Source organism: Alteromonas sp. P256, from assembly GCF_036864455.1.
GTDB lineage: Bacteria > Pseudomonadota > Gammaproteobacteria > Enterobacterales > Alteromonadaceae > Alteromonas.
In genome coordinates, this window is record NZ_JAZETM010000003.1 from 273,046 (window position 1) to 292,196 (window position 19,151).

Consider the following 19,151-nt stretch of genomic DNA (forward strand, 5'->3'; position numbering starts at 1 on the left):
TTGTATTTATCATATTCATACGAGGGATCAAAAATGAAGAAAAAGGTACTAATGATTGGTCTGCGTTCTGACGCTGTTGAATTTGATAAATGGCCTCAGCTAACTAAGGAAAAGTTGGAATCTGCGTTTGTAGACACGGTTACAGAACTGGCAAAAAATGGCTACGATGCAAAATGGTGTTTGACCGATAGGGGCGAAACAGCCGAACAACACGCGTATCATACTCTACTAAAAGAGAAGCCAGATATCGTTTTAATTGGCGCAGGAGTGAGAGCAGACCCTGACCACTTTTTGCTGTTTGAAAAGCTGATTAACATCATTCACACTCACTCCTCCAACGCAAAAATTGCGTTTAATACCATGCCGAATGATTCGTTAGAGTCAGTTCAGAGATGGGGATAGTCAGTCACTATCTTGCAGACTCTTTATATACGTTGGTGTGTTTTGGTTTAAAGCGGTGAATTAAAGCCTTTTATAAGAGGCTTTTGTTGTGAAAAAATTCGTTATAAAAAGATTTCGTTATAAAAAGATTTCGTTATAAAGGAATTTAGTTATAAAGGGATTTAGTTATAAAGGGACTTTAATTTTCAACGGCTTTGTTGCTACGCAGCAGCAGGGTAAAATCTCGTCGTCATCAATAAAGGCAAGAGGGTCGGTGGTGTATTCCACTTCGCCTTCAAGAAGCTTGGTTCTACACGCTCCACAAAAGCCTTCTTTGCAATGATAGTGAATAGTGATACCAGCGGCTTCAATAGCGCTTAATAAGGTTTTATCGGTAGGGGCGCTAATTTGCCCCACATCAACAATGTCGATGCGGAGCATCTCGTTACTGCTATTCATTAAACTGCGTAATTACAGTTCAAAGTCAGCGAAGTCTTCTTCACTTACCGCTGAGTCAATTTGACCAACAAGGTAAGAGCTAATCTCAGATTCTTGAGGAGCTACCTGTACATTGTCTGAATTAAGGTAGTTATTCATCCAAGGCAGTGGGTTACTGCTAACGTCAAACGGTGCGTCGAAACCAATGGCAGTCATACGCTGATTAGCAATGTACTCTACATAAGAACACAATATTTCCTTATTCAGGCCAATCATAGAACCGTTTTGGAATAAGTAATCTGCCCATTCTTTTTCCTGCTCGACGGCGTTCATAAAAATAGCGCGAGCTTCGTCTTTACATTCTTCTGCAATTTGCGCCATTTCAGGGTCGTCTTTACCCTTCGCCCACAAATTTAATACATGTTGCGTTGAAGACAAGTGAAGGTTTTCGTCGCGAGCGATTAGACGAATAATTTTTGAATTACCTTCCATCAGCTTGCGTTCAGCAAATGCAAACGTGCATGCAAAAGACACATAAAAACGAATGGCTTCCAGCGCATTCACTGAGTTCATGCAAAGATATAGTTTTTTCTTAAGCTCGTACATATTGATTATGTGTGCAACACCGTCAACCGTATGCACGCCTTCGCCTTGAGTTTGCCAAAGCTGGGTCGCAAAAATCAAATCGTCATAGTATTTAGAAATATCAGCGGCACGGCGCTTTATTTCATCGTTTACCACGATGTCGTCAAAAATCTCACTTGGATCAGAAAACAAGTTACGCAATATGTGCGTGTAAGAGCGAGAGTGAATAGTCTCGTAAAAAGACCATGTTTCTACCCAGGTTTCTAATTCAGGCAGTGAAATGATTGGCAAGAACGCAATGTTAGGGCTTCTGCCTTGTACCGAATCAAGTAATGTTTGGTACTTAAGGTTAGAAATGAAAATGTGCTTCTCTGGCTCGGTTAATTTTTGAAAATCAACGCGATCTCGAGTGACATCAACTTCTTCAGGGCGCCAAAAAAAGCTTATCTGTTTTTCAATAAGCTTTTCGAAAATGGCATGCTTCTGCTGGTCGTAGCGTGCAACGTTTACGGGGTTGCCGAAAAACATTGGCTCTAGCAACGGATTTGTACTTTGTTGATTAAACGTAGTGTATTTCATGATGACCTAACTAAAAACTTAATGATAAACGCGTATTTTTATTTGTGTTCTTGCTGCTATCTAATTCCTTGCGGCGTACCGCAAGGGTGCGTGCAGTATCTAAACCCTTAGATTTTGCACGCACCGCCGGCACAATCATCATCTTCTTCTATCACAACTTCTTCTTGACGAGGAAGTGGCTCACTAGCTTTTGCATCTAGTGCTGAAGTGTCTGACGCACCGTCGCGGGTATTATGATAATACAATGTTTTCACGCCAAGCTTGTATGTTGTTAACAGGTCTTTAAGCAACAGCTTCATTGGAACCTTGTTACCATCAAAACGGCTTGGGTCGTAGTTTGTATTCGCTGAAATTGTCTGGTCGATAAACTTCTGCATAATACCCACTAATTGAAGATAGCCATCGTTAGATGGAATATCCCATAATAATTCGTATTGATTTCTCAGAGTCTCATACTCCGGAACAACTTGTTTTAAAACACCGTCTTTACTGGACTTGATACTGATAAATCCACGAGGTGGCTCAATACCATTGGTCGCATTTGAGATTTGTGATGATGTTTCTGACGGCATCAACGCCGACAGTGTCGAGTTGCGCAATCCGTGTGCTTTTACGTCTTCACGCAGCGCGTCCCAGTCGTATTGCAGAGGCTCATTACAAACCTTGTCTAAGTCGCGCTTGTAACTATCAATAGGCATTACACCTTGTGAGTAAGTAGTCTCATTAAACTTCGGACATGCGCCTTTTTCTCTAGCGAGATTGTTCGATGCCTTAAGCAAGTAATACTGCATTGCCTCAAATGTGCGGTGAACAAGACCGTTCGCACTGCCGTCAGAGTATTTAACGTTATTCTTTGCCAAGTAATAGGCAAAGTTAATTACACCAACACCTAAGGTTCTGCGTCCCATAGTGGCGTTAAGCGCCGCTGGCACTGGATAGTCTTGGTAATCTAATAAGTTGTCGAGTGCACGAACCGCTAGGTCTGCTAGCTCTTCAAATTCGTCTAATGAATTAATAGCCCCTAAATTAAATGCAGACAGTGTGCATAACGCAATCTCACCTTCTTCATCATTAACGTGCTGAAGCGGCTTAGTTGGAAGCGCTATTTCAAGACAAAGGTTGCTCTGACGTACCGGCGCTACTTCAGGGTTGAATGGGCTGTGAGTATTGCAGTGGTCCACATTTTGAAGATAAATACGGCCTGTGCTTGCTCGCTCTTGCATAAATAAGCTGAACAATTCCATGGCTTTAATTTGTTTCTTGCGAATGCTGCCATCATTTTCGTATTTAACGTACAGCTCTTCAAACTTATCTTGGTCGGCGAAGAAAGCATCGTACAAACCAGGCACATCAGAAGGGCTGAACAATGAAATGTAGCCATCCTTCATCATGCGCTGATACATAAGCTTGTTAAACTGCACACCGTAGTCGAGGTGGCGAACGCGGTTTTCTTCAACACCACGGTTGTTCTTAAGTACTAAAAGCGATTCAACTTCCATGTGCCATAGTGGATAGAACAAGGTTGCAGCACCGCCGCGAACACCGCCTTGTGAGCAACTTTTAACTGCCGTTTGGAAATACTTATAGAAAGGAATGCATCCAGTGTGGAATGCCTCACCACCGCGAATTGGGCTACCTAGTGCACGAATACGCCCAGCGTTCACACCAATACCAGCACGTTGACTCACGTACTTAACAATAGCGCTTGCGGTTGCATTGATTGAATCTAGGCTATCACCTGCTTCAATTAAAACGCATGAGCTGAACTGACGAGTAGGGGTCCTAACACCAGACATGATTGGCGTCGGTAATGAAAGTTTAAACGTAGATGCAGCATCGTAGAAGCGTCGGATGTAATCCATACGAGTCGCTTTGTCATAATTCGCGAATAAACAGGCGGCAACTAAGATATAAAGAAACTGTGCGCTTTCGTAGATTTCACCCGTAACACGGTTTTGAACAAGGTATTTCCCCTCGAGCTGTTTAACCGCGGCGTAGCTGAAGTTCATGTCGCGCCAATGGTCGATATACGTTTCCATTTCGGCGAACTCTTCACCAGAGTAGTCTTCTAGTAGGTGGCTATCGTATTTGCCCATTTCAACCATTTGCTTAACTTGGTCGATAAGCGCTGGCGGCTCAAACTGCCCGTAAGCTTTTTTGCGTAGATGGAAGATAGCTAGGCGTGCAGCAAGATATTGATAATCAGGGGCATCGGTAGAAATGAGATCTGCCGCAGATTTGATTAATGTTTCGTGGATCTCGCTGGTATTAATACCGTCATAGAACTGTATTTGCGCTTTAATTTCAACTTGCGAAACAGAAACGTTGCTAAGTCCTTTTGCCGCCCACGTTACTACTTTATGGATTTTTTCTAAATCAATAGACTCTTTTTCACCATTTCGTTTGGTGACAAACAAATTATCATTCATGTTACTTGGCCGTTTTTCTGTTAGCGCATAAAGCGTGGGTTTAACACCCATTTTAGTTTTAATTCGTGTCGTGTTTCTAAGGTGTTTAGTTGTCACTTTTAGCGTGTCTGCATACAGCGTTAACCGCTGCTAGTGTGATGCTGTTTTTGCATTTGTGCTCACATCATTAAACACACTAAAGCCGTCTGAACTGAAATACACGAGTAGAGACTGCTTAAAATTTTCTGCTTTTGTTGTGTCCAGTGAAAGCGTCGCGTAAAACTTTTTGCGCGACGTCTGAGCTTTGATCCTGAATAATTACTGCCGGATCGCGCTGCGGACAGAACACAAGATAGTGAGGTTTTCACTGTAATGCAACCCAATATCTGGTGGTATTTCCATCACTCAATCTGGCATAGTTTTTACGTTAGTGGAGACTAACTTTTTAGCGTTCTACAAGCGTTAATCAAACCAAATGCAAGCACTTTTGAGAAAAATGATCGAACGCTAAATTAATTTAATATTAAAAACGCTTTTTTATAAAAACACGATATATGGTGTATGAAATATCATCATGCCCCTACATATAGTGTTAACTTAATCTGGTACTACTGTATATAGTAGGTAATTAACATCTACATTATCAGCAGAAAGATAAAAGCCTTGTGTGACCGGATCCATATGAAGACCTGTCATGTCTCGGGGAAGTAAACCCGCATTATCAGTCATCGACATGAGCTCAGAAGGCTTCAAGAACTTGCTGTGATCGTGAGTACCTTTAGGGACCAATTTAAGGACATATTCAGCACCGACGATCCCCATCAAATATGACTTTATATTTCGATTAAGCGTAGAAAAGAACACATGCCCTCCAGGTTTAGCTAGCGCAGCGCATGCAGAAACTACAGAGGCCGGATCGGGAACGTGTTCAAGCATCTCCATGCAGGTGACTACATCAAACTTGCCAGCGTTCCCAGCGGCAAAGTCTTCAGCAGTTGAGCAAACGTAGTCAACTTTGGCGCCTGATTCCAGACCGTGAAGCTTTGCCACTTCTAGAGAAGCTTGGGCCATGTCCAAGCCTGTGACTGCAGCACCGGCTTTGGCCATTGACTCAGCCAGTATTCCACCACCGCAACCTATGTCGATCACGGTTTTACCAAAGAGGCCTTGTGCATTTTGATTGATAAAGTCCAGACGAAGAGGGTTTATGAGGTGAAGGGGCTTAAACTCTCCCTCAGGGTCCCACCACCTAGAGGCGAGTTGAGAAAATTTATCAATTTCTTGTGGGTCTACATTTGTTACAGCTTTATTTGTCATAGACGGGTGAATCCTTCAATGGCGTATAAATAACATAACGCAAAATACCGAGTAGGAGTTACATTTTCCCCTATTTTTATCCATTATACAGGGTCTAAAACTGCCGTCTGCACGAAAAATAAACGCTTACCTTATATTGCTCCAATAAGCGTAATTAAGCGCTACATAAATCTGTCATCAAGTGGTACACTCGTGAGACGATTATGAACCCACATAATAACAATAGTGCGCACCATGGCATTGCTTTGAGATTACGTAAAAGCAGGTCAAAACGGATAACGCAGAACAAATCAAGAAAAAGGGATTAAGCAGTTTATGTCTGATAACGCTAAAGAAATTCTCCCCGTTAATATTGAGGAAGAGTTAAAAAACTCCTACCTCGATTACGCGATGAGCGTTATTGTCGGGCGAGCATTGCCTGATGTAAGAGATGGCTTGAAGCCAGTTCACCGCCGAGTGCTGTTCGCGATGAACGAACTAAAAAACGACTTCAACAAGCCATATAAAAAATCTGCCCGTGTGGTAGGCGATGTAATTGGTAAATATCACCCACATGGTGATTCCGCCGTGTACGACACTATCGTTCGTATGGCGCAACCTTTTTCATTGCGATATATGCTGGTAGACGGACAAGGTAACTTTGGTTCTGTCGATGGTGATTCTGCGGCCGCAATGCGTTACACCGAAGTGCGCATGGCAAAAATTGCCCACGAGTTGTTAGCTGACCTAGATAAAGAAACCGTTAACTTTGTTCCAAACTATGACGGCACTGAATTTATTCCTGAAGTGTTACCAACGAAAGTGCCTAACCTTCTCGTTAATGGTTCGTCGGGTATTGCCGTGGGTATGGCCACTAATATTCCGCCGCATAACTTAACTGAAGTTATCAACGGCTGTGTTGCGCTTATCGAGAATCCCGATTTGTCTATCGACGAATTGATGACTCATATACCGGGTCCCGATTTCCCAACCGCTGCAACCATCAGCGGCCGCAAGGGAATTGAAGACGCTTACCGCACTGGCCGCGGTAAAATATACCTGCGTGCAAAAGCTGACATTGAAACTGACAGTAACGGTAAAGAAACAATTATCGTTAACGAAATACCCTATCAAGTTAACAAAGCTCGCCTTATCGAAAAGATGGCCGAGTTAGTTAAAGAAAAGCGTATTGAAGGTATTTCAGCACTGCGTGATGAGTCTGATAAAGACGGTATGCGCATTGTTATCGAGGTTAAACGCAACGAATCAGCAGAAGTATTGTTAAACCACCTATATGCCAATACGCAGTTACAAACTGTATTTGGTATAAATATGGTAGCGTTGGACAATACTCAGCCTAAGATATTTAACCTTAAAGAAACGCTAGAAGCATTTATTCTTCACCGCAGAGAAGTAGTTACACGTCGTACTGTGTTTGAATTGCGCAAAGCACGAGATCGTGCTCACATCCTTGAAGGTCTAGCTATTGCGCTTGCCAACATCGACCCAATTATTGAGTTGATTAAGGCATCGAACAGCCCAGCTGACGCGAAAAAAGGATTGGTTGCACAAGGCTGGCAGCTAGGCGACGTGTCGCAGATGCTAGAACGTGCTGGCGACGACGCTGCGCGACCAGATTGGCTAATGCCAGAGTTTGGTATTCGCGAAGGAAAATATTTCCTTACCGAGCAGCAGGCGCAAGCTATTCTTGACCTTCGCTTACATAAGCTGACAGGCCTTGAACACGAAAAGATTTTAGAAGAATACAAGCAGCTACTAGAGATCATTGCTGAATTACTTCACATATTAAATAGCCCAGAGCGTTTGATGGAAGTTATTCAAGAAGAACTTGAAAAAGTACGTGAAGAATACGGTGACGAACGCCGTACAGAAATCACAGCTGCAAGCCACGACATTGATATTGAAGACTTGATCGAGAGAGAAGAAGTAGTTGTAACCCTTTCTCGCGAAGGCTACGTGAAATACCAGAAGCTGACAGATTACGAGGCGCAACGACGTGGCGGCCGTGGTAAATCAGCGACGAAGATGAAAGACGAAGACATTATTGAAAAACTGCTTGTGGCAAATACCCACGACCATATTCTTTGTTTCTCAACTCGCGGAAGACTGTACTGGCTGAAGGTGTATCAACTGCCGTTCGCCAGTCGTAATGCCCGTGGTCGTCCAATAGTCAATATTTTACCGTTGGAAGAAAACGAACGTATTACTGCAATCCTACCTATTAAAGAGTTTGTTGAAGGCAAGTATGTCCTTATGGCAACGGCGAACGGTACGGTGAAGAAGACTGACTTAAGCCTTTATTCTCGCCCTCGTGCAAACGGTATTATTGCTGTTAATCTCAATGAAGGCGACGAACTGATTGGTGTTGATATTACCCACGGTGATGACGACATTATGTTGTTCTCTGATGCTGGTAAAGTGGTTCGCTTTAACGAAAAGCTTCGCGATAGCGAAACCGGTGAAGTGAAACGCGACCCTGAAACTGGGGAAGAGCTTCTTGCCCTTCGTCCAATGGGTAGAACAGCAACCGGTGTTCGTGGAATTCGTTTGCAAGATGATCAGAAAGTGGTCTCACTTATTGTTCCAAAAGGCGATGGTCCTATACTAACGGCCACCGTAAATGGTTTCGGTAAGCGTACGCCGCTAGAAGATTATCCAGCGAAGAGCCGAGCAACCCAGGGGGTTGTTTCTATAAAGGTTTCAGACCGTAACGGAAAAGTTGTTGGTGCCGTGCAAGTAGACGAAACTAACGAAATGATGCTGATCAGTGATCAAGGTACATTGGTACGTACACGAGTAAGCGAAGTCTCAGTAGTGGGACGTAACACTCAAGGTGTTCGCTTGATGCGTACTGTGGAAGGTGAACATGTGGTTGGCTTACAACGTATTGAAGAAGTTGTAGAGTTACCTGAGCTTGATGAAGAAGGTAATCCTATTACTCCTGAAGCGTTACCTGAGCAAGAAGAAAACGTCGCACAAGACGACGACAGCTCAACGACAGAAGACTAGGGGTAGTGCAAGTTACTTAAAAAGTAACTAGTTACCGGTTACAGACAATGCTCCGTAACTGGTATGCATTATCATTGTTCTTATAAACAAGCGGCTTATGCCGCTTGTTTGCCAATTGGCGTTCTTATTGGCATCCCAATTGGCAACTAGTATACAGGTGTTGAAAAACGCGATGAATGAGGTATTTAACTTTAGTGCTGGCCCAGCAATGCTCCCTAAGGAAGTGATGCAGAAAGCCCAAGGCGAATTTACAAACTGGCGTGACTTACAATGCTCTGTCATGGAAGTCAGTCATCGAGGCAAAGATTTTATTGAGATAGCCGCAAAGGCCGAGCAGGATCTGCGCGACCTTTTATCTATTCCTTCAAACTATCACGTTCTGTTCACCCATGGTGGTGGTCGTGGTCAGTTTGCTGCAGTGCCTCTGAATATTTCTAAGAGTGAGGATACCAGTCTTCACCTTGTCAGTGGTTCTTGGTCTAAGGGAGCCGTAGCAGAGGCAAACAAGTATAACAACGCAGTGGTTATTGGCGAAGTAACGGATAAAGATGGAATGCACTTTGTTCCTCAGCCTTCACTTGCCAATATTGACCAATCTGCGGCGTATTATCACTTTTGCCCGAATGAAACTGTCGATGGTATTGCTTTTGATTGGCTACCTGAATCAGGCGATGTGCCCTTAGTGTCAGACATGTCTTCAACAATATTGTCGCAACCGCTAGATGTGGCTAAGCACGGTATTATTTATGCTGGCGCGCAAAAGAACATTGGCCCAAGTGGTTTGTCAGTGGTTATTGTTCGTGAAGACTTAGTGGGTTATGCCCGTAAAGAAACACCTTCTATCTTCGATTATGGCTTAGCTGCCAAAGCTGACTCTATGTACAACACGCCGCCAACTTTCTCATGGTATTTAGCGGGGTTGGTATTTGAGTGGTTGAAAGACATGGGCGGCATAGATGCAATGGCGAAACGCAATGCCGAAAAAGCCTCGTTACTATATTCAGCTATTGATAGTTCTGATTTCTATTCAAGTAAAGTGCACCCACACAATCGCTCAAAAATGAACGTGCCGTTTCATCTTGCAAATACTGATTTAGACGGGTTGTTCTTAAAACAGTCTCAAGAAGCAGGATTGCTAGCGCTTAAAGGTCATCGTTCTGTTGGCGGTATGCGCGCGAGTATTTACAACGCTATGTCTGTTGAAGGCGTGTTAGCCCTTGTAGAGTTTATGCGTGAATTCGAACGAGTGAATGGATAAGAAAGGAATAGTCAAGAAGATGGAACAGTTAACATTAGAACCGATTGCAAAAGTATCGGGAGAGGTCAACGTACCTGGTTCGAAAAGCCTGTCAAATAGGGCTCTGCTACTTGCGGCGCTAGCAGAGGGCGACACTGAACTGACCAACCTGCTTGATAGTGATGATATTTCTCACATGCTTACGGCGTTGACTCAACTTGGCGTGAGCTACACGTTAAGTGAAGATAAAACCCAATGTGTTGTAACGGGTAATGGTGGTGCTTTTGATGTAGCGGCGTCCCAAGAGTTATTTTTAGGCAATGCAGGAACGGCAATGCGCCCTTTGTGTGCTGCATTAGCAGTCAGTAAAGTAGATACAATCCTTACCGGTGAACCTCGTATGGAAGAGCGACCTATCGCTGACTTAGTCGATGGGTTACGAGAAGCCGGTGCCGATATTACTTACCTAAAGAACGACGGCTTTCCGCCGCTTCATATCAAGGGTAAAACATTAGCCGGCGGTAAAATGTCGGTGGATGGCAGTGTGTCTAGTCAGTTTCTAACTGCGCTATTGATGGCTGCTCCATTATTTAGCGACGATGTTATTATCCGAATTAAAGGCGAGCTGGTTTCTAAGCCATACATCGATATTACCTTGGACACTATGGCTAAGTTTGGCGTGCATGTCAGTAACGACAACTATCAAACGTTTACAATATCGGGTGACGCAAAATACGTATCTCCAGGTAAGTTTATGGTTGAGGGCGATGCGTCATCTGCTTCTTACTTTCTTGCAGCCGGTGCTATTAAAGGCGGCACGGTACGCGTAACCGGTATTGGTCAAAATAGCATTCAAGGTGATATCCGCTTTGCAGACGTTCTCGAGGCTATGGGGGCGACTATTACTTGGCATGATGAATATGTGGAAGTCACGGGGGCACCTCTAAAAGGTATATCGATGGATATGAATCATATTCCCGATGCTGCCATGACGATTGCGACCACGGCACTCTTCGCCAAGGGTCCAACTACCATGACAAATATTTATAACTGGCGAGTTAAAGAAACCGACAGGCTTCACGCAATGGCCACCGAACTAAAGAAAGTAGGTGCTGAGGTAGAAGAAGGGCACGATTACATAAAAGTATGGCCCACTGATAGTTTGAAACATGTAGAAATAGACACGTACAACGATCACAGAATTGCCATGTGCTTTTCCCTTGTCGCATTAAGTGATACGCCGGTAACCATTAACGATCCGGGGTGTACCCGTAAGACGTTCCCAGACTACTTTACTCGGTTTAAAACGCTTTTCTCTGAAAAAGCGTAGATGCTAAGGCCAGTAATCAGTTAGTTCCTAGAGCTACCTAGAGCGATTTCACAACATCAATAACGTTATACATATCAACGTTGGCGATTAACTGCGCGGCGTGCATGTACTGACGCCATTGCTAATCTCGTGTTAAAGCGTATAATTACGCGCGATTTTTAGCAATTTTAAAAATATGGAGCAGGTATGCATTCCACACCCGTAGTCACGGTCGACGGCCCAAGTGGTGCTGGTAAAGGTACACTAAGTAGCTTATTAGCCAAAAAGTTAGAGTGGCATTTTCTAGATAGCGGTGCAATTTATCGCGTTCTAGCCGTTGCTGCACTTCACCACGACCTCCCGTGTGATGATGAAGAATGTGTTGTTCCCCTTGCAACAGGGCTCGACGTTAGTTTCGAGACGAGCCAAGATGCGACCCGCATTATTTTGGAAGGCGAAGATGTTACTGATGACATCCGCACTGAAGAAGTGGGCGCTGTAGCGTCAAAGATTGCTGCACTGCCAAGAGTGCGCGAAGCGTTATTGCGCAGACAGCGCGCTTTTCAGCAGTCGCCAGGGCTCGTTGCTGACGGTCGCGATATGGGCACAGTGGTGTTCCCTGATGCACAGGTAAAGATATTTCTTACAGCAAGCGCTGAAGCACGCGCAGAGCGACGCTATAGCCAGTTGAAAGCAAAGGGCATGGATGTTAATATTGCGCGCCTTTTAACCGATATCAAGGCGAGAGACGAGCGCGATACACAGCGCACGGTTGCACCTTTGGTACCGGCAGAAGATGCTGTAATTATAGATTCGACAGACTTGGATATAGACCAAGTCTTTGAAAAAGCGATGGATATTATTTCCTCACGACGTTAATCGCGTGGGGCAAAATACGTTCAGAGCAGAGCTGCAACAGGAAGTGGCGGCGATTTTTTAATAACCCCGCGTTATCCGGATTAGAAGCGTGGATATCAACTTAAAAGTTATCTGAGACTTATGACTGAAAATTTTGCACAACTTTTTGAAGAAAGCTTACAAGAACTAGAAACACGTCCTGGTTCAATTGTAAAAGGTACTGTTGTTTCTATCGACAAAGACATTGTTCTTGTTGATGCGGGCTTGAAATCAGAAAGTGCTATCCCAGCAGACCAATTTAAAAATGCTGAAGGCGAATTAGAAATCGCTATCGGTGACGAAGTAGATGTTGCACTAGATGCAGTAGAAGATGGTTTCGGTGAAACTATTCTTTCTCGCGAAAAAGCGAAGCGTCACGAAGCATGGGTTGAGCTGGAAAAAGCTTACGATGATAAAGTTACTATTAAGGGCGTTATCAACGGTAAAGTTAAAGGCGGTTTCACTGTTGAAGTAAACAGTGTACGCGCGTTCCTTCCAGGTTCATTGGTTGATGTACGTCCGGTACGTGACACAACTCACCTTGAAGGCAAAGAGCTTGAATTTAAAGTTATCAAGCTTGATGCAAAACGCAACAACGTTGTTGTTTCTCGTCGTGCAGTTATCGAAGCAGAAAGCAGCGCAGAGCGCGAGACTCTTCTTGCTAACCTTGAAGAAGGCCACGAAATCAAAGGTATCGTTAAGAACCTTACTGATTACGGTGCGTTCGTTGACCTTGGTGGCGTAGACGGTCTTCTACACATTACAGATATGGCTTGGAAGCGCGTTAAGCACCCAAGTGAAATCGTAAATGTTGGCGATGAAATCAACGTTAAAGTTCTTAAGTTCGACAAAGAGAAGCAGCGTGTTTCTCTTGGTATGAAGCAAATGGGCAACGATCCATGGCAAGAAATTGCTTCACGTTACCCTGAAGGAACTAAGATCAACGGTCAGGTTACTAACCTAACTGACTACGGCTGTTTCGTAGAAATCGAAGACGGCGTTGAAGGTCTTGTTCACGTTTCTGAAATGGATTGGACTAACAAAAACATCCACCCATCTAAGGTTGTTAACCTTGGTGACACAGTAGATGTTATGGTTCTTGAAATTGACGAAGAGCGTCGTCGTATTTCTCTAGGTCTTAAGCAATGTATTGCTAATCCTTGGGAAACGTTTGCTGAATCGCACGAAAAAGGCGACAAAGTATCTGGTAAGATCAAGTCAATCACTGACTTCGGTATCTTCATCGGTCTTGACGGCGGCATCGACGGTCTAGTTCACCTTTCTGACATTAGCTGGAACAAGTCTGGTGAAGACGCAGTTCGTGACTATAAGAAAGGCGACGAAATCTCTGCTGTTGTTCTTCAGGTTGACCCAGAGCGTGAGCGTATCTCTCTAGGCGTTAAGCAAATTGAAGAAGACCCGTTCAACAAGTATCTGACAGATAACAAGAAAGGTGCTATCGTTGTTGGTACAGTAACTGAAGTTGAAGCGAAAGGCGTTACTGTAAACCTAGCTGAAGAAGTTGATGGCTATATCCGTGTTGCAGATATTGCTGTTGAGCGCGTAGAAGACGCAACTGAAGTAGCGAAAGTTGGTGATAGCATTGAAGCGAAATTTATGGGCGTTGACCGTAAGAACCGCACTGTTAACCTATCTGTAAGAGCGAAAGATCAGGCTGACGAAAAAGAAGCTATCGAGAAGGTTAATCAGCAAGATGATGCTGGTTTTGCTAGCGCGATGGCAGAAGCATTCAAAGCTGCTAAAGGCGAGTAATGTTTTTGTGGGTGTGCTTAGGCGCACCCAATTCGCGATAGCTGTTTAAACAATAATAGTGACAACGAGGTTAAGTATGACCAAGTCTGAATTAATTGAACGGCTCGCGGATCAAGCGCGTCAGGTTCCAGCGAAAGAACTAGAACTGGCTATCAAAGAGCTTCTCGAACAGATGGCACAAACCCTTCAAAAGGGCGAGCGTATAGAAATTCGAGGTTTTGGCAGTTTCTCACTGCACTATCGCGCACCACGCGTGGGTAGAAACCCTAAAACGGGCGAAACAGTAAAGCTAGACGGTAAATATGTACCGCACTTTAAGCCAGGAAAAGAACTTCGCGAACGAGTTGATGCCTCATTAGCATAAATTATAAAAGCCGTTTTCTTAGCGGCTTTTTTGTGCCTGCTTTTCTAATTCTCTACAGCATCCCGTTAAAATCTCATAATTAATGCGTATCTTCTGTTATACGTAGGGCTTGCCGCTAATAACTATTGACCCTCACTTAAAGACAGTTATATATTATTGCTATAAGAATAAACGGTTTTAATTGAAGTAATGTCAGCCGGCGAAGAACAAGCAATAATAAAACAATACCAGCCGCTAATTCGTGCACTGATCCCCTATGAACAGCAAAATCGTTTGTTAGAGGGAATTAATAAGTTTTCCAAACGCTTACCAAGTGCTGTTCGAAAAGTGGTAAAGGAGGAAGTCGTTAGACTTACCTCTCTTACAGACGCGCCCGCTGATAATTCCGCCTTTGCACATTTTCCGGTGATGAAGTTTAAACACTTCGGCATTCAAATGCGTTTAGATAAGGTGGGGGCAAAGATCCTCAAAAACGAAACCTCGCTTTATCAAGACAGATACACCGTCGGTGTCTTTGAATCGGTAATGAACTCCGATTTCTATCAGAACCAGATTAAGAAAGACCAGTTTAAAAAAATCGTGGATGCCTTCAATATTGAGAGTCAGTCTTTTACTGACATCGATTTTGGTGACGACATCGCAATAAGACCTAATTTTACCGTAAGCTCTCCAGAATTTGAAAAGGGAAGGCACTGTAGTGTGAGTGCTTTTTCTCACCTTGGTATGGTGGTAGAAACAAAGCGCCCTCCAAACGTAACCACAGGCGACACCATAACGTTTACATTGCCTGAAGTAGCTGGCTTAACCAAAGAACCCACAGACATAGCGTTTAACCTTCAAGCAGTAAAATATAATAAGCATCTTGGGAAATATGAGTCATTCTTTGTATTTCCCGATGATATCGAGCCTGAGTTCTTAACTAATCTGAGACGCTATGTGGAGGTCACCGCTTACAGGCAGCCTTTGCAAAGGGATTTAGAGATAGAGCGCGCCATGCAAGAACTAGAGCGCGATAGAATTTTGGAAAATAGCCCTTGGTTACCCATTTACTTATCTGCCCATAAAAAGTCACTAAAGCCAACAATAGCGCTTTTTACAAAAGCCAATGTTGAGCACAACAAAGCTGAAAAGTTACTTAGCAGCTTACAAGATAAACCGTTTTTTGATGCTCTTGCTAAGGAGCTATTGAAATACAATGAAGCATTCGTCTTTCACGGTACAATAAAAACCAAAAATGCCACGGTAAAGATTACAGCTACCCATAGGCAACTGGTAGAAATGGGCCAGTTAAACGCGTTAGTTTACCTGTTGGCGAAGAACGATGATTTTATATGTAGTCACTGCCGTCTTGATGTTGTGACGCGGACAGATAAGCAGAAAGCCTTCGCCATACATGATATTGCTAGCAAAGAATTTGAACAGCTCTCTAACATTTCTCATGTTCTCTATTGTAAAGATGTCTCTGGCTATATCAGCAATTTAACCTTAAGCGCGAAATGCAGTTTCAAACCACTATCAAGCAGTCTTAAAGCCAGCGGTGACAATTGGCATATTGATTATGTGATGGAAGAGGATTTAGACAGACGTAACGAAACACGTTACGTGATTGATAAAGCAGCCTCAATTAAAATCGGGCTGCTTTCGTCTTTAGAGGCACGGGTTGCCGATTTGTCTGCCAGCGGAATGCGGCTTATTGTTGCGCCAAACAGCGAATTACAAAAAGAAATTCGGGTTTCTGTGCCAGACCTTAAAATCAAAAATGAAAAATATAAGGTTGTACATTTTGAGCCTGCCACTGGCGTTATTAGGTTATGTTTGGCTGAGGTCGGTCGAAAAACCAAGGTTAGTGCCAATGTAGACAATATTGTAGAAGAAAATACGGCGTATTTTAAAGTAAGGGACATTGCTCGTATTCAGCGTTTGACCCATCGGTTTATATGGGAGTTGGCGGTAAGGCATATGCCTTCTCTGGCTGTGCTGTGTGTAATGAATCGCTTTACGTTAGACAGACTCAAAACCGTGTATCAAAGCGATAACTCGGATGACTTATTTCCTTTTTCTCGTACCCAAAATATTATTCCGTTACACGGGTTCTTTGCTGATAAAGGTCAGGCCAAGCCTAAATCGTTAATTCTAGAGGCAATGTTTAAAGAGTCTATACAGCAGCATTTGGTAGTACACTGCGTTCGCAAAAGTGACAACAGACTTGTTTTTATTAGAGAGCGAGACTTTTTGTACTCTAAGCTTCGCACCCAAATTAAAGAGCAGCTGGATGAAGGAAAAATTCAGCTGAGTTCCACTGACGTAACGGCAATTCGCTGTCATGGTGCTATTACGCCGTTAACCAAGAAACGGTTGGCACAATTATCAAAACTCGATAAAGCGATGTACGATAAATTAGAGACGATGCAAGCAGGGTACACTCACTGTATTTTTATTACTAATATGTCGGCGCTGCATCACGATCTGGTTATCGACAACCTAATTGCAAAACGGGAGTCGAAAGAGCCTGATTCTGTTCCTGATTAATCGATAAACCGCGCTGCTATCTGCATTGGGTAATGCTTTTTTGTGTTATCTTTTTTCCCATTTTGCTATTCTTACCAATAAATCAAATTAAAGGGTTTTGTGTTGAAAGGGATAGTATCATTTTTGGTCATTCTTGCGCTGCTCACGGTGGCGTTCGTTATTGGGTCGCAAAACGAAGGAGTAGTGACGGTAAATTATCTTATTGCTCAAGCAAACATCAGGTTATCTACTCTGATCGCTATTTCGCTCTCTATAGGAGTTATTGTTGGTATCTTGATTATGCTAGCGAGTTGGTTGCGTTTAAAAGTGCAGCTCATGTCGGCGCAATCTAAGATGCAGCATTTGGAAAAAGACCACTAATGCTAGAGCTGCTGTTTTTACTTTTACCTGTCGCAGCAGGTTATGGCTGGATAATGGGGCGCAACAGCGTTCGCCAGGCACAAAGAAAGCAGTCGAGCATACTGTCTAAGCATTATTACAAAGGCCTTAACTTCCTTCTTTCAGACCAACCAGACAAAGCCGTTGATACGTTAATTAAAATGATTAACGTGAATAGCGACACGGTAGAAACCCACATTGCCATGGGCAGTTTTTTTCGTCACCGAGGCGAAATAGACCGCGCAATTAAGGTGCACCAAAACTTAGTGAGTCGTGATGAGCTTCAGCCTGCACAGCGGGAAAACGCGTTACGGGAACTAGGGCAAGATTATACACAGGCAGGCTTTTTAGAACGGGCAGAAAATGCGTTTCTCCAGTTATTGAACAGTGAAAAACACTACCTCATAGCCCAGCAACAGCTTTTCAGTATTTACCAAACAACCAAAGAGTGGCAGCGAGCCATTGAGCTTGCTGAGCGTATGGTTGAATGTCACGGCGATAACGATGATGTGTGCGAGCGACTTGCCCACTTTTATTGTGAGCAGGCAACGGTTGAGCTTAAAAATGACAGTCAGGGTGCAGCCCTTACGTTACTTCAAAAAGCGGTTAATGCCGATGCTCACGCAGTGCGTCCTTGGCTTATGCTAGGCGAGCTAGCACTTAATCAAAAACGATACACCGACGCCACTGCTTATTTTGTTCAGGTAGCTGAGCGAGATATTAATTGGTTTAGTGAAGCCGTGCCGAGTTTAGAAAAAATTGCCGAAGATACTGGTGAGTGGGATAGCTTCGAAAAGAACTTAGAAGCACACTGGCAAGAATGCGCTACATCATACCTAGCCATGGTTGATGTTTTGCTGAAAAAAGGTGAGATATCGCAAGCCAGTGAGTACTTAATTGAGCAGCTTAGAAAGCGTCCTACCATGCGAGGCTTTAAAACCTTAATGGGTCTTTATATCGACCAGCTTAGCGATAAGAATACTGCCGACAGTTTGCGATTATTAAAAGAGTTAGTTGGAAAACAAATGCTTCAGCGCCCCAAATATCGCTGTAATAGCTGCGGTTTTTCCGGAAGAAAATTGTATTGGCTATGCCCATCGTGTAAGAAATGGGGTGTAGTAAAACCCATAAAAGGGTTAGATGGAGAGTAATGATTTATGCCCAAAGCTATTCCTAGTGAAGCTATTCCCAGTGAAGCTATTCCCAATGAAGCTATTCAAGGCCCCCGCGTTGTTGTAGCGCTTGATTATGACGACAAAGACACCGCATTAGCGTTTGTCGATAAGCTAAGTCCCAGCTTGTGTAAACTCAAAGTAGGCAAAGAAATGTTTACTTTATTCGGGCCAGAGTTTGTTAAGAGTTTAGTGGGTAAAGGGTTTGACGTCTTTTTAGATTTAAAATTTCACGATATCCCCAATACCGTGGCCAAAGCGTGTAAAGCTGCTGCTGAACTTGGCGTTTGGATGGTAAATGTTCATGCCTCTGGTGGGCTGCCAATGATGCAGGCAGCAAAGCTTGCCATTGAAAATAGCAGCAACCCCAACACTAAACTGATTGCCGTCACTGTGCTAACCAGTACTGATCAAGAGCAGCTTTCAGACGTTATTGATGACGTTACCCCTGAGCAGCAGGTACTGCGATTGGCAGGATTAACGGAAAAAGCCGGCTTAGACGGTATCGTTTGCTCAGCGCAAGAAGCAGCTGCTCTGCGCAAACGTCATAACGATGATTTTTTACTGGTAACACCTGGCATAAGGCCTAGTGGAAGCCAAGCTGGTGACCAGAAGCGAGTAATGACGCCGCCTGACGCTATTAATTCTGGTGTGAGCTATTTAGTGATGGGAAGGCCTATCACACAGGCAGAAGACCCCATGGCAGTGTTAGCAGCGGTTAACGAATCTATTCGTTGAACAGTGAGTTAACTTTTTGGTTTATCAATTAAATACA

At 43.6% G+C, this 19,151-nt stretch carries 15 protein-coding genes; 11 read left to right on the forward strand and 4 right to left on the reverse strand.

Annotated elements, in window-relative coordinates; all coding sequences use genetic code 11:
* Positions 1-33: 33 nt before the first annotated feature.
* Positions 34-402 (forward strand): hypothetical protein, encoded by a 369-nt coding sequence (locus tag V7R39_RS06820; RefSeq protein ID WP_334029587.1) that lies wholly within the window; start codon positions 34-36, stop codon positions 400-402.
* Between the two features lie 165 nt (positions 403-567).
* Here the strand turns inward: V7R39_RS06820 and yfaE are convergent, their stop codons facing one another.
* The 4 genes from yfaE to ubiG all read right to left on the reverse strand — a co-directional run bounded on the left by yfaE (position 568) and on the right by ubiG (position 5,708).
* Positions 568-840, reverse strand: a complete 273-nt coding sequence (yfaE, locus tag V7R39_RS06825) for a class I ribonucleotide reductase maintenance protein YfaE (protein ID WP_334029589.1) — start codon at positions 838-840, stop codon at positions 568-570.
* Between the two features lie 12 nt (positions 841-852).
* Positions 853-1,983, reverse strand: a complete 1,131-nt coding sequence (gene nrdB, locus V7R39_RS06830) for a class Ia ribonucleoside-diphosphate reductase subunit beta (RefSeq protein ID WP_334029590.1) — start codon at positions 1,981-1,983, stop codon at positions 853-855.
* A gap of 107 nt (positions 1,984-2,090) precedes the next feature.
* Positions 2,091-4,412 carry a class 1a ribonucleoside-diphosphate reductase subunit alpha gene (gene nrdA / locus V7R39_RS06835; RefSeq protein ID WP_334029591.1) on the reverse strand — a complete coding sequence of 774 codons (2,322 nt, stop codon included), beginning with the start codon at positions 4,410-4,412 and terminating at the stop codon, positions 2,091-2,093.
* Positions 4,413-4,988: 576 nt separating this feature from the next.
* Positions 4,989-5,708, reverse strand: coding sequence for a bifunctional 2-polyprenyl-6-hydroxyphenol methylase/3-demethylubiquinol 3-O-methyltransferase UbiG (ubiG, locus tag V7R39_RS06840; RefSeq protein ID WP_334029593.1), 720 nt, complete (start codon positions 5,706-5,708; stop codon positions 4,989-4,991).
* Positions 5,709-6,023: 315 nt separating this feature from the next.
* Between ubiG and gyrA the strand changes: the two genes are divergently transcribed.
* The 10 genes from gyrA to pyrF all read left to right on the forward strand — a co-directional run bounded on the left by gyrA (position 6,024) and on the right by pyrF (position 19,114).
* Entirely contained in the window at positions 6,024-8,717 is a 2,694-nt protein-coding gene (gene gyrA, locus V7R39_RS06845; protein ID WP_032096434.1) for a DNA topoisomerase (ATP-hydrolyzing) subunit A, read from the forward strand.
* A 172-nt stretch (positions 8,718-8,889) separates the two neighbouring features.
* Positions 8,890-9,975 (forward strand): 3-phosphoserine/phosphohydroxythreonine transaminase, encoded by a 1,086-nt coding sequence (serC, locus tag V7R39_RS06850; protein WP_334029595.1) that lies wholly within the window; start codon positions 8,890-8,892, stop codon positions 9,973-9,975.
* Between the two features lie 19 nt (positions 9,976-9,994).
* The gene (gene aroA, locus V7R39_RS06855) at positions 9,995-11,284 is read left to right on the forward strand and encodes a 3-phosphoshikimate 1-carboxyvinyltransferase (protein ID WP_334029596.1); all 1,290 of its coding nucleotides are present in this window, start codon (positions 9,995-9,997) and stop codon (positions 11,282-11,284) included.
* Between the two features lie 186 nt (positions 11,285-11,470).
* On the forward strand, positions 11,471-12,142 hold the full coding sequence (gene cmk / locus V7R39_RS06860) for a (d)CMP kinase (RefSeq protein ID WP_032096431.1): 672 nt from the start codon (positions 11,471-11,473) through the stop codon (positions 12,140-12,142).
* Between the two features lie 120 nt (positions 12,143-12,262).
* Entirely contained in the window at positions 12,263-13,933 is a 1,671-nt protein-coding gene (rpsA, locus tag V7R39_RS06865) for a 30S ribosomal protein S1 (protein ID WP_032096430.1), read from the forward strand.
* Positions 13,934-14,009: 76 nt separating this feature from the next.
* Positions 14,010-14,297, forward strand: coding sequence for an integration host factor subunit beta (ihfB, locus tag V7R39_RS06870; RefSeq protein WP_334029597.1), 288 nt, complete (start codon positions 14,010-14,012; stop codon positions 14,295-14,297).
* 189 nt (positions 14,298-14,486) lie between these two features.
* Positions 14,487-16,826, forward strand: coding sequence for a PilZ domain-containing protein (locus V7R39_RS06875; protein ID WP_334029598.1), 2,340 nt, complete (start codon positions 14,487-14,489; stop codon positions 16,824-16,826).
* Positions 16,827-16,925: 99 nt separating this feature from the next.
* Positions 16,926-17,186, forward strand: a complete 261-nt coding sequence (locus tag V7R39_RS06880) for a LapA family protein (protein ID WP_334029599.1) — start codon at positions 16,926-16,928, stop codon at positions 17,184-17,186.
* Positions 17,186-18,355, forward strand: a complete 1,170-nt coding sequence (lapB, locus tag V7R39_RS06885) for a lipopolysaccharide assembly protein LapB (protein WP_334029600.1) — start codon at positions 17,186-17,188, stop codon at positions 18,353-18,355. Before V7R39_RS06880 ends, lapB begins: the two co-directional genes overlap by 1 nt.
* A 63-nt stretch (positions 18,356-18,418) precedes the next feature.
* On the forward strand, positions 18,419-19,114 hold the full coding sequence (gene pyrF / locus V7R39_RS06890) for an orotidine-5'-phosphate decarboxylase (protein WP_334029860.1): 696 nt from the start codon (positions 18,419-18,421) through the stop codon (positions 19,112-19,114).
* Positions 19,115-19,151: the final 37 nt, after the last annotated feature.

What these genes read in the sequence shown, in the direction of transcription:
- yfaE (WP_334029589.1), bottom strand. Translation starts at nt 840, where the DNA reads ATGAATAGCAGTAACGAGATGCTCCGCATCGACATTGTTGATGTGGGG.
- aroA (WP_334029596.1), top strand. Translation starts at nt 9,995, where the DNA reads ATGGAACAGTTAACATTAGAACCGATTGCAAAAGTATCGGGAGAGGTC.
- V7R39_RS06875 (WP_334029598.1), top strand. Translation starts at nt 14,487, where the DNA reads ATGTCAGCCGGCGAAGAACAAGCAATAATAAAACAATACCAGCCGCTA.
- rpsA (WP_032096430.1), top strand. Translation starts at nt 12,263, where the DNA reads ATGACTGAAAATTTTGCACAACTTTTTGAAGAAAGCTTACAAGAACTA.
- lapB (WP_334029600.1), top strand. Translation starts at nt 17,186, where the DNA reads ATGCTAGAGCTGCTGTTTTTACTTTTACCTGTCGCAGCAGGTTATGGC.
- ihfB (WP_334029597.1), top strand. Translation starts at nt 14,010, where the DNA reads ATGACCAAGTCTGAATTAATTGAACGGCTCGCGGATCAAGCGCGTCAG.
- V7R39_RS06820 (WP_334029587.1), top strand. Translation starts at nt 34, where the DNA reads ATGAAGAAAAAGGTACTAATGATTGGTCTGCGTTCTGACGCTGTTGAA.
- ubiG (WP_334029593.1), bottom strand. Translation starts at nt 5,708, where the DNA reads ATGACAAATAAAGCTGTAACAAATGTAGACCCACAAGAAATTGATAAA.
- cmk (WP_032096431.1), top strand. Translation starts at nt 11,471, where the DNA reads ATGCATTCCACACCCGTAGTCACGGTCGACGGCCCAAGTGGTGCTGGT.
- serC (WP_334029595.1), top strand. Translation starts at nt 8,890, where the DNA reads ATGAATGAGGTATTTAACTTTAGTGCTGGCCCAGCAATGCTCCCTAAG.
- nrdA (WP_334029591.1), bottom strand. Translation starts at nt 4,412, where the DNA reads ATGAATGATAATTTGTTTGTCACCAAACGAAATGGTGAAAAAGAGTCT.
- gyrA (WP_032096434.1), top strand. Translation starts at nt 6,024, where the DNA reads ATGTCTGATAACGCTAAAGAAATTCTCCCCGTTAATATTGAGGAAGAG.
- nrdB (WP_334029590.1), bottom strand. Translation starts at nt 1,983, where the DNA reads ATGAAATACACTACGTTTAATCAACAAAGTACAAATCCGTTGCTAGAG.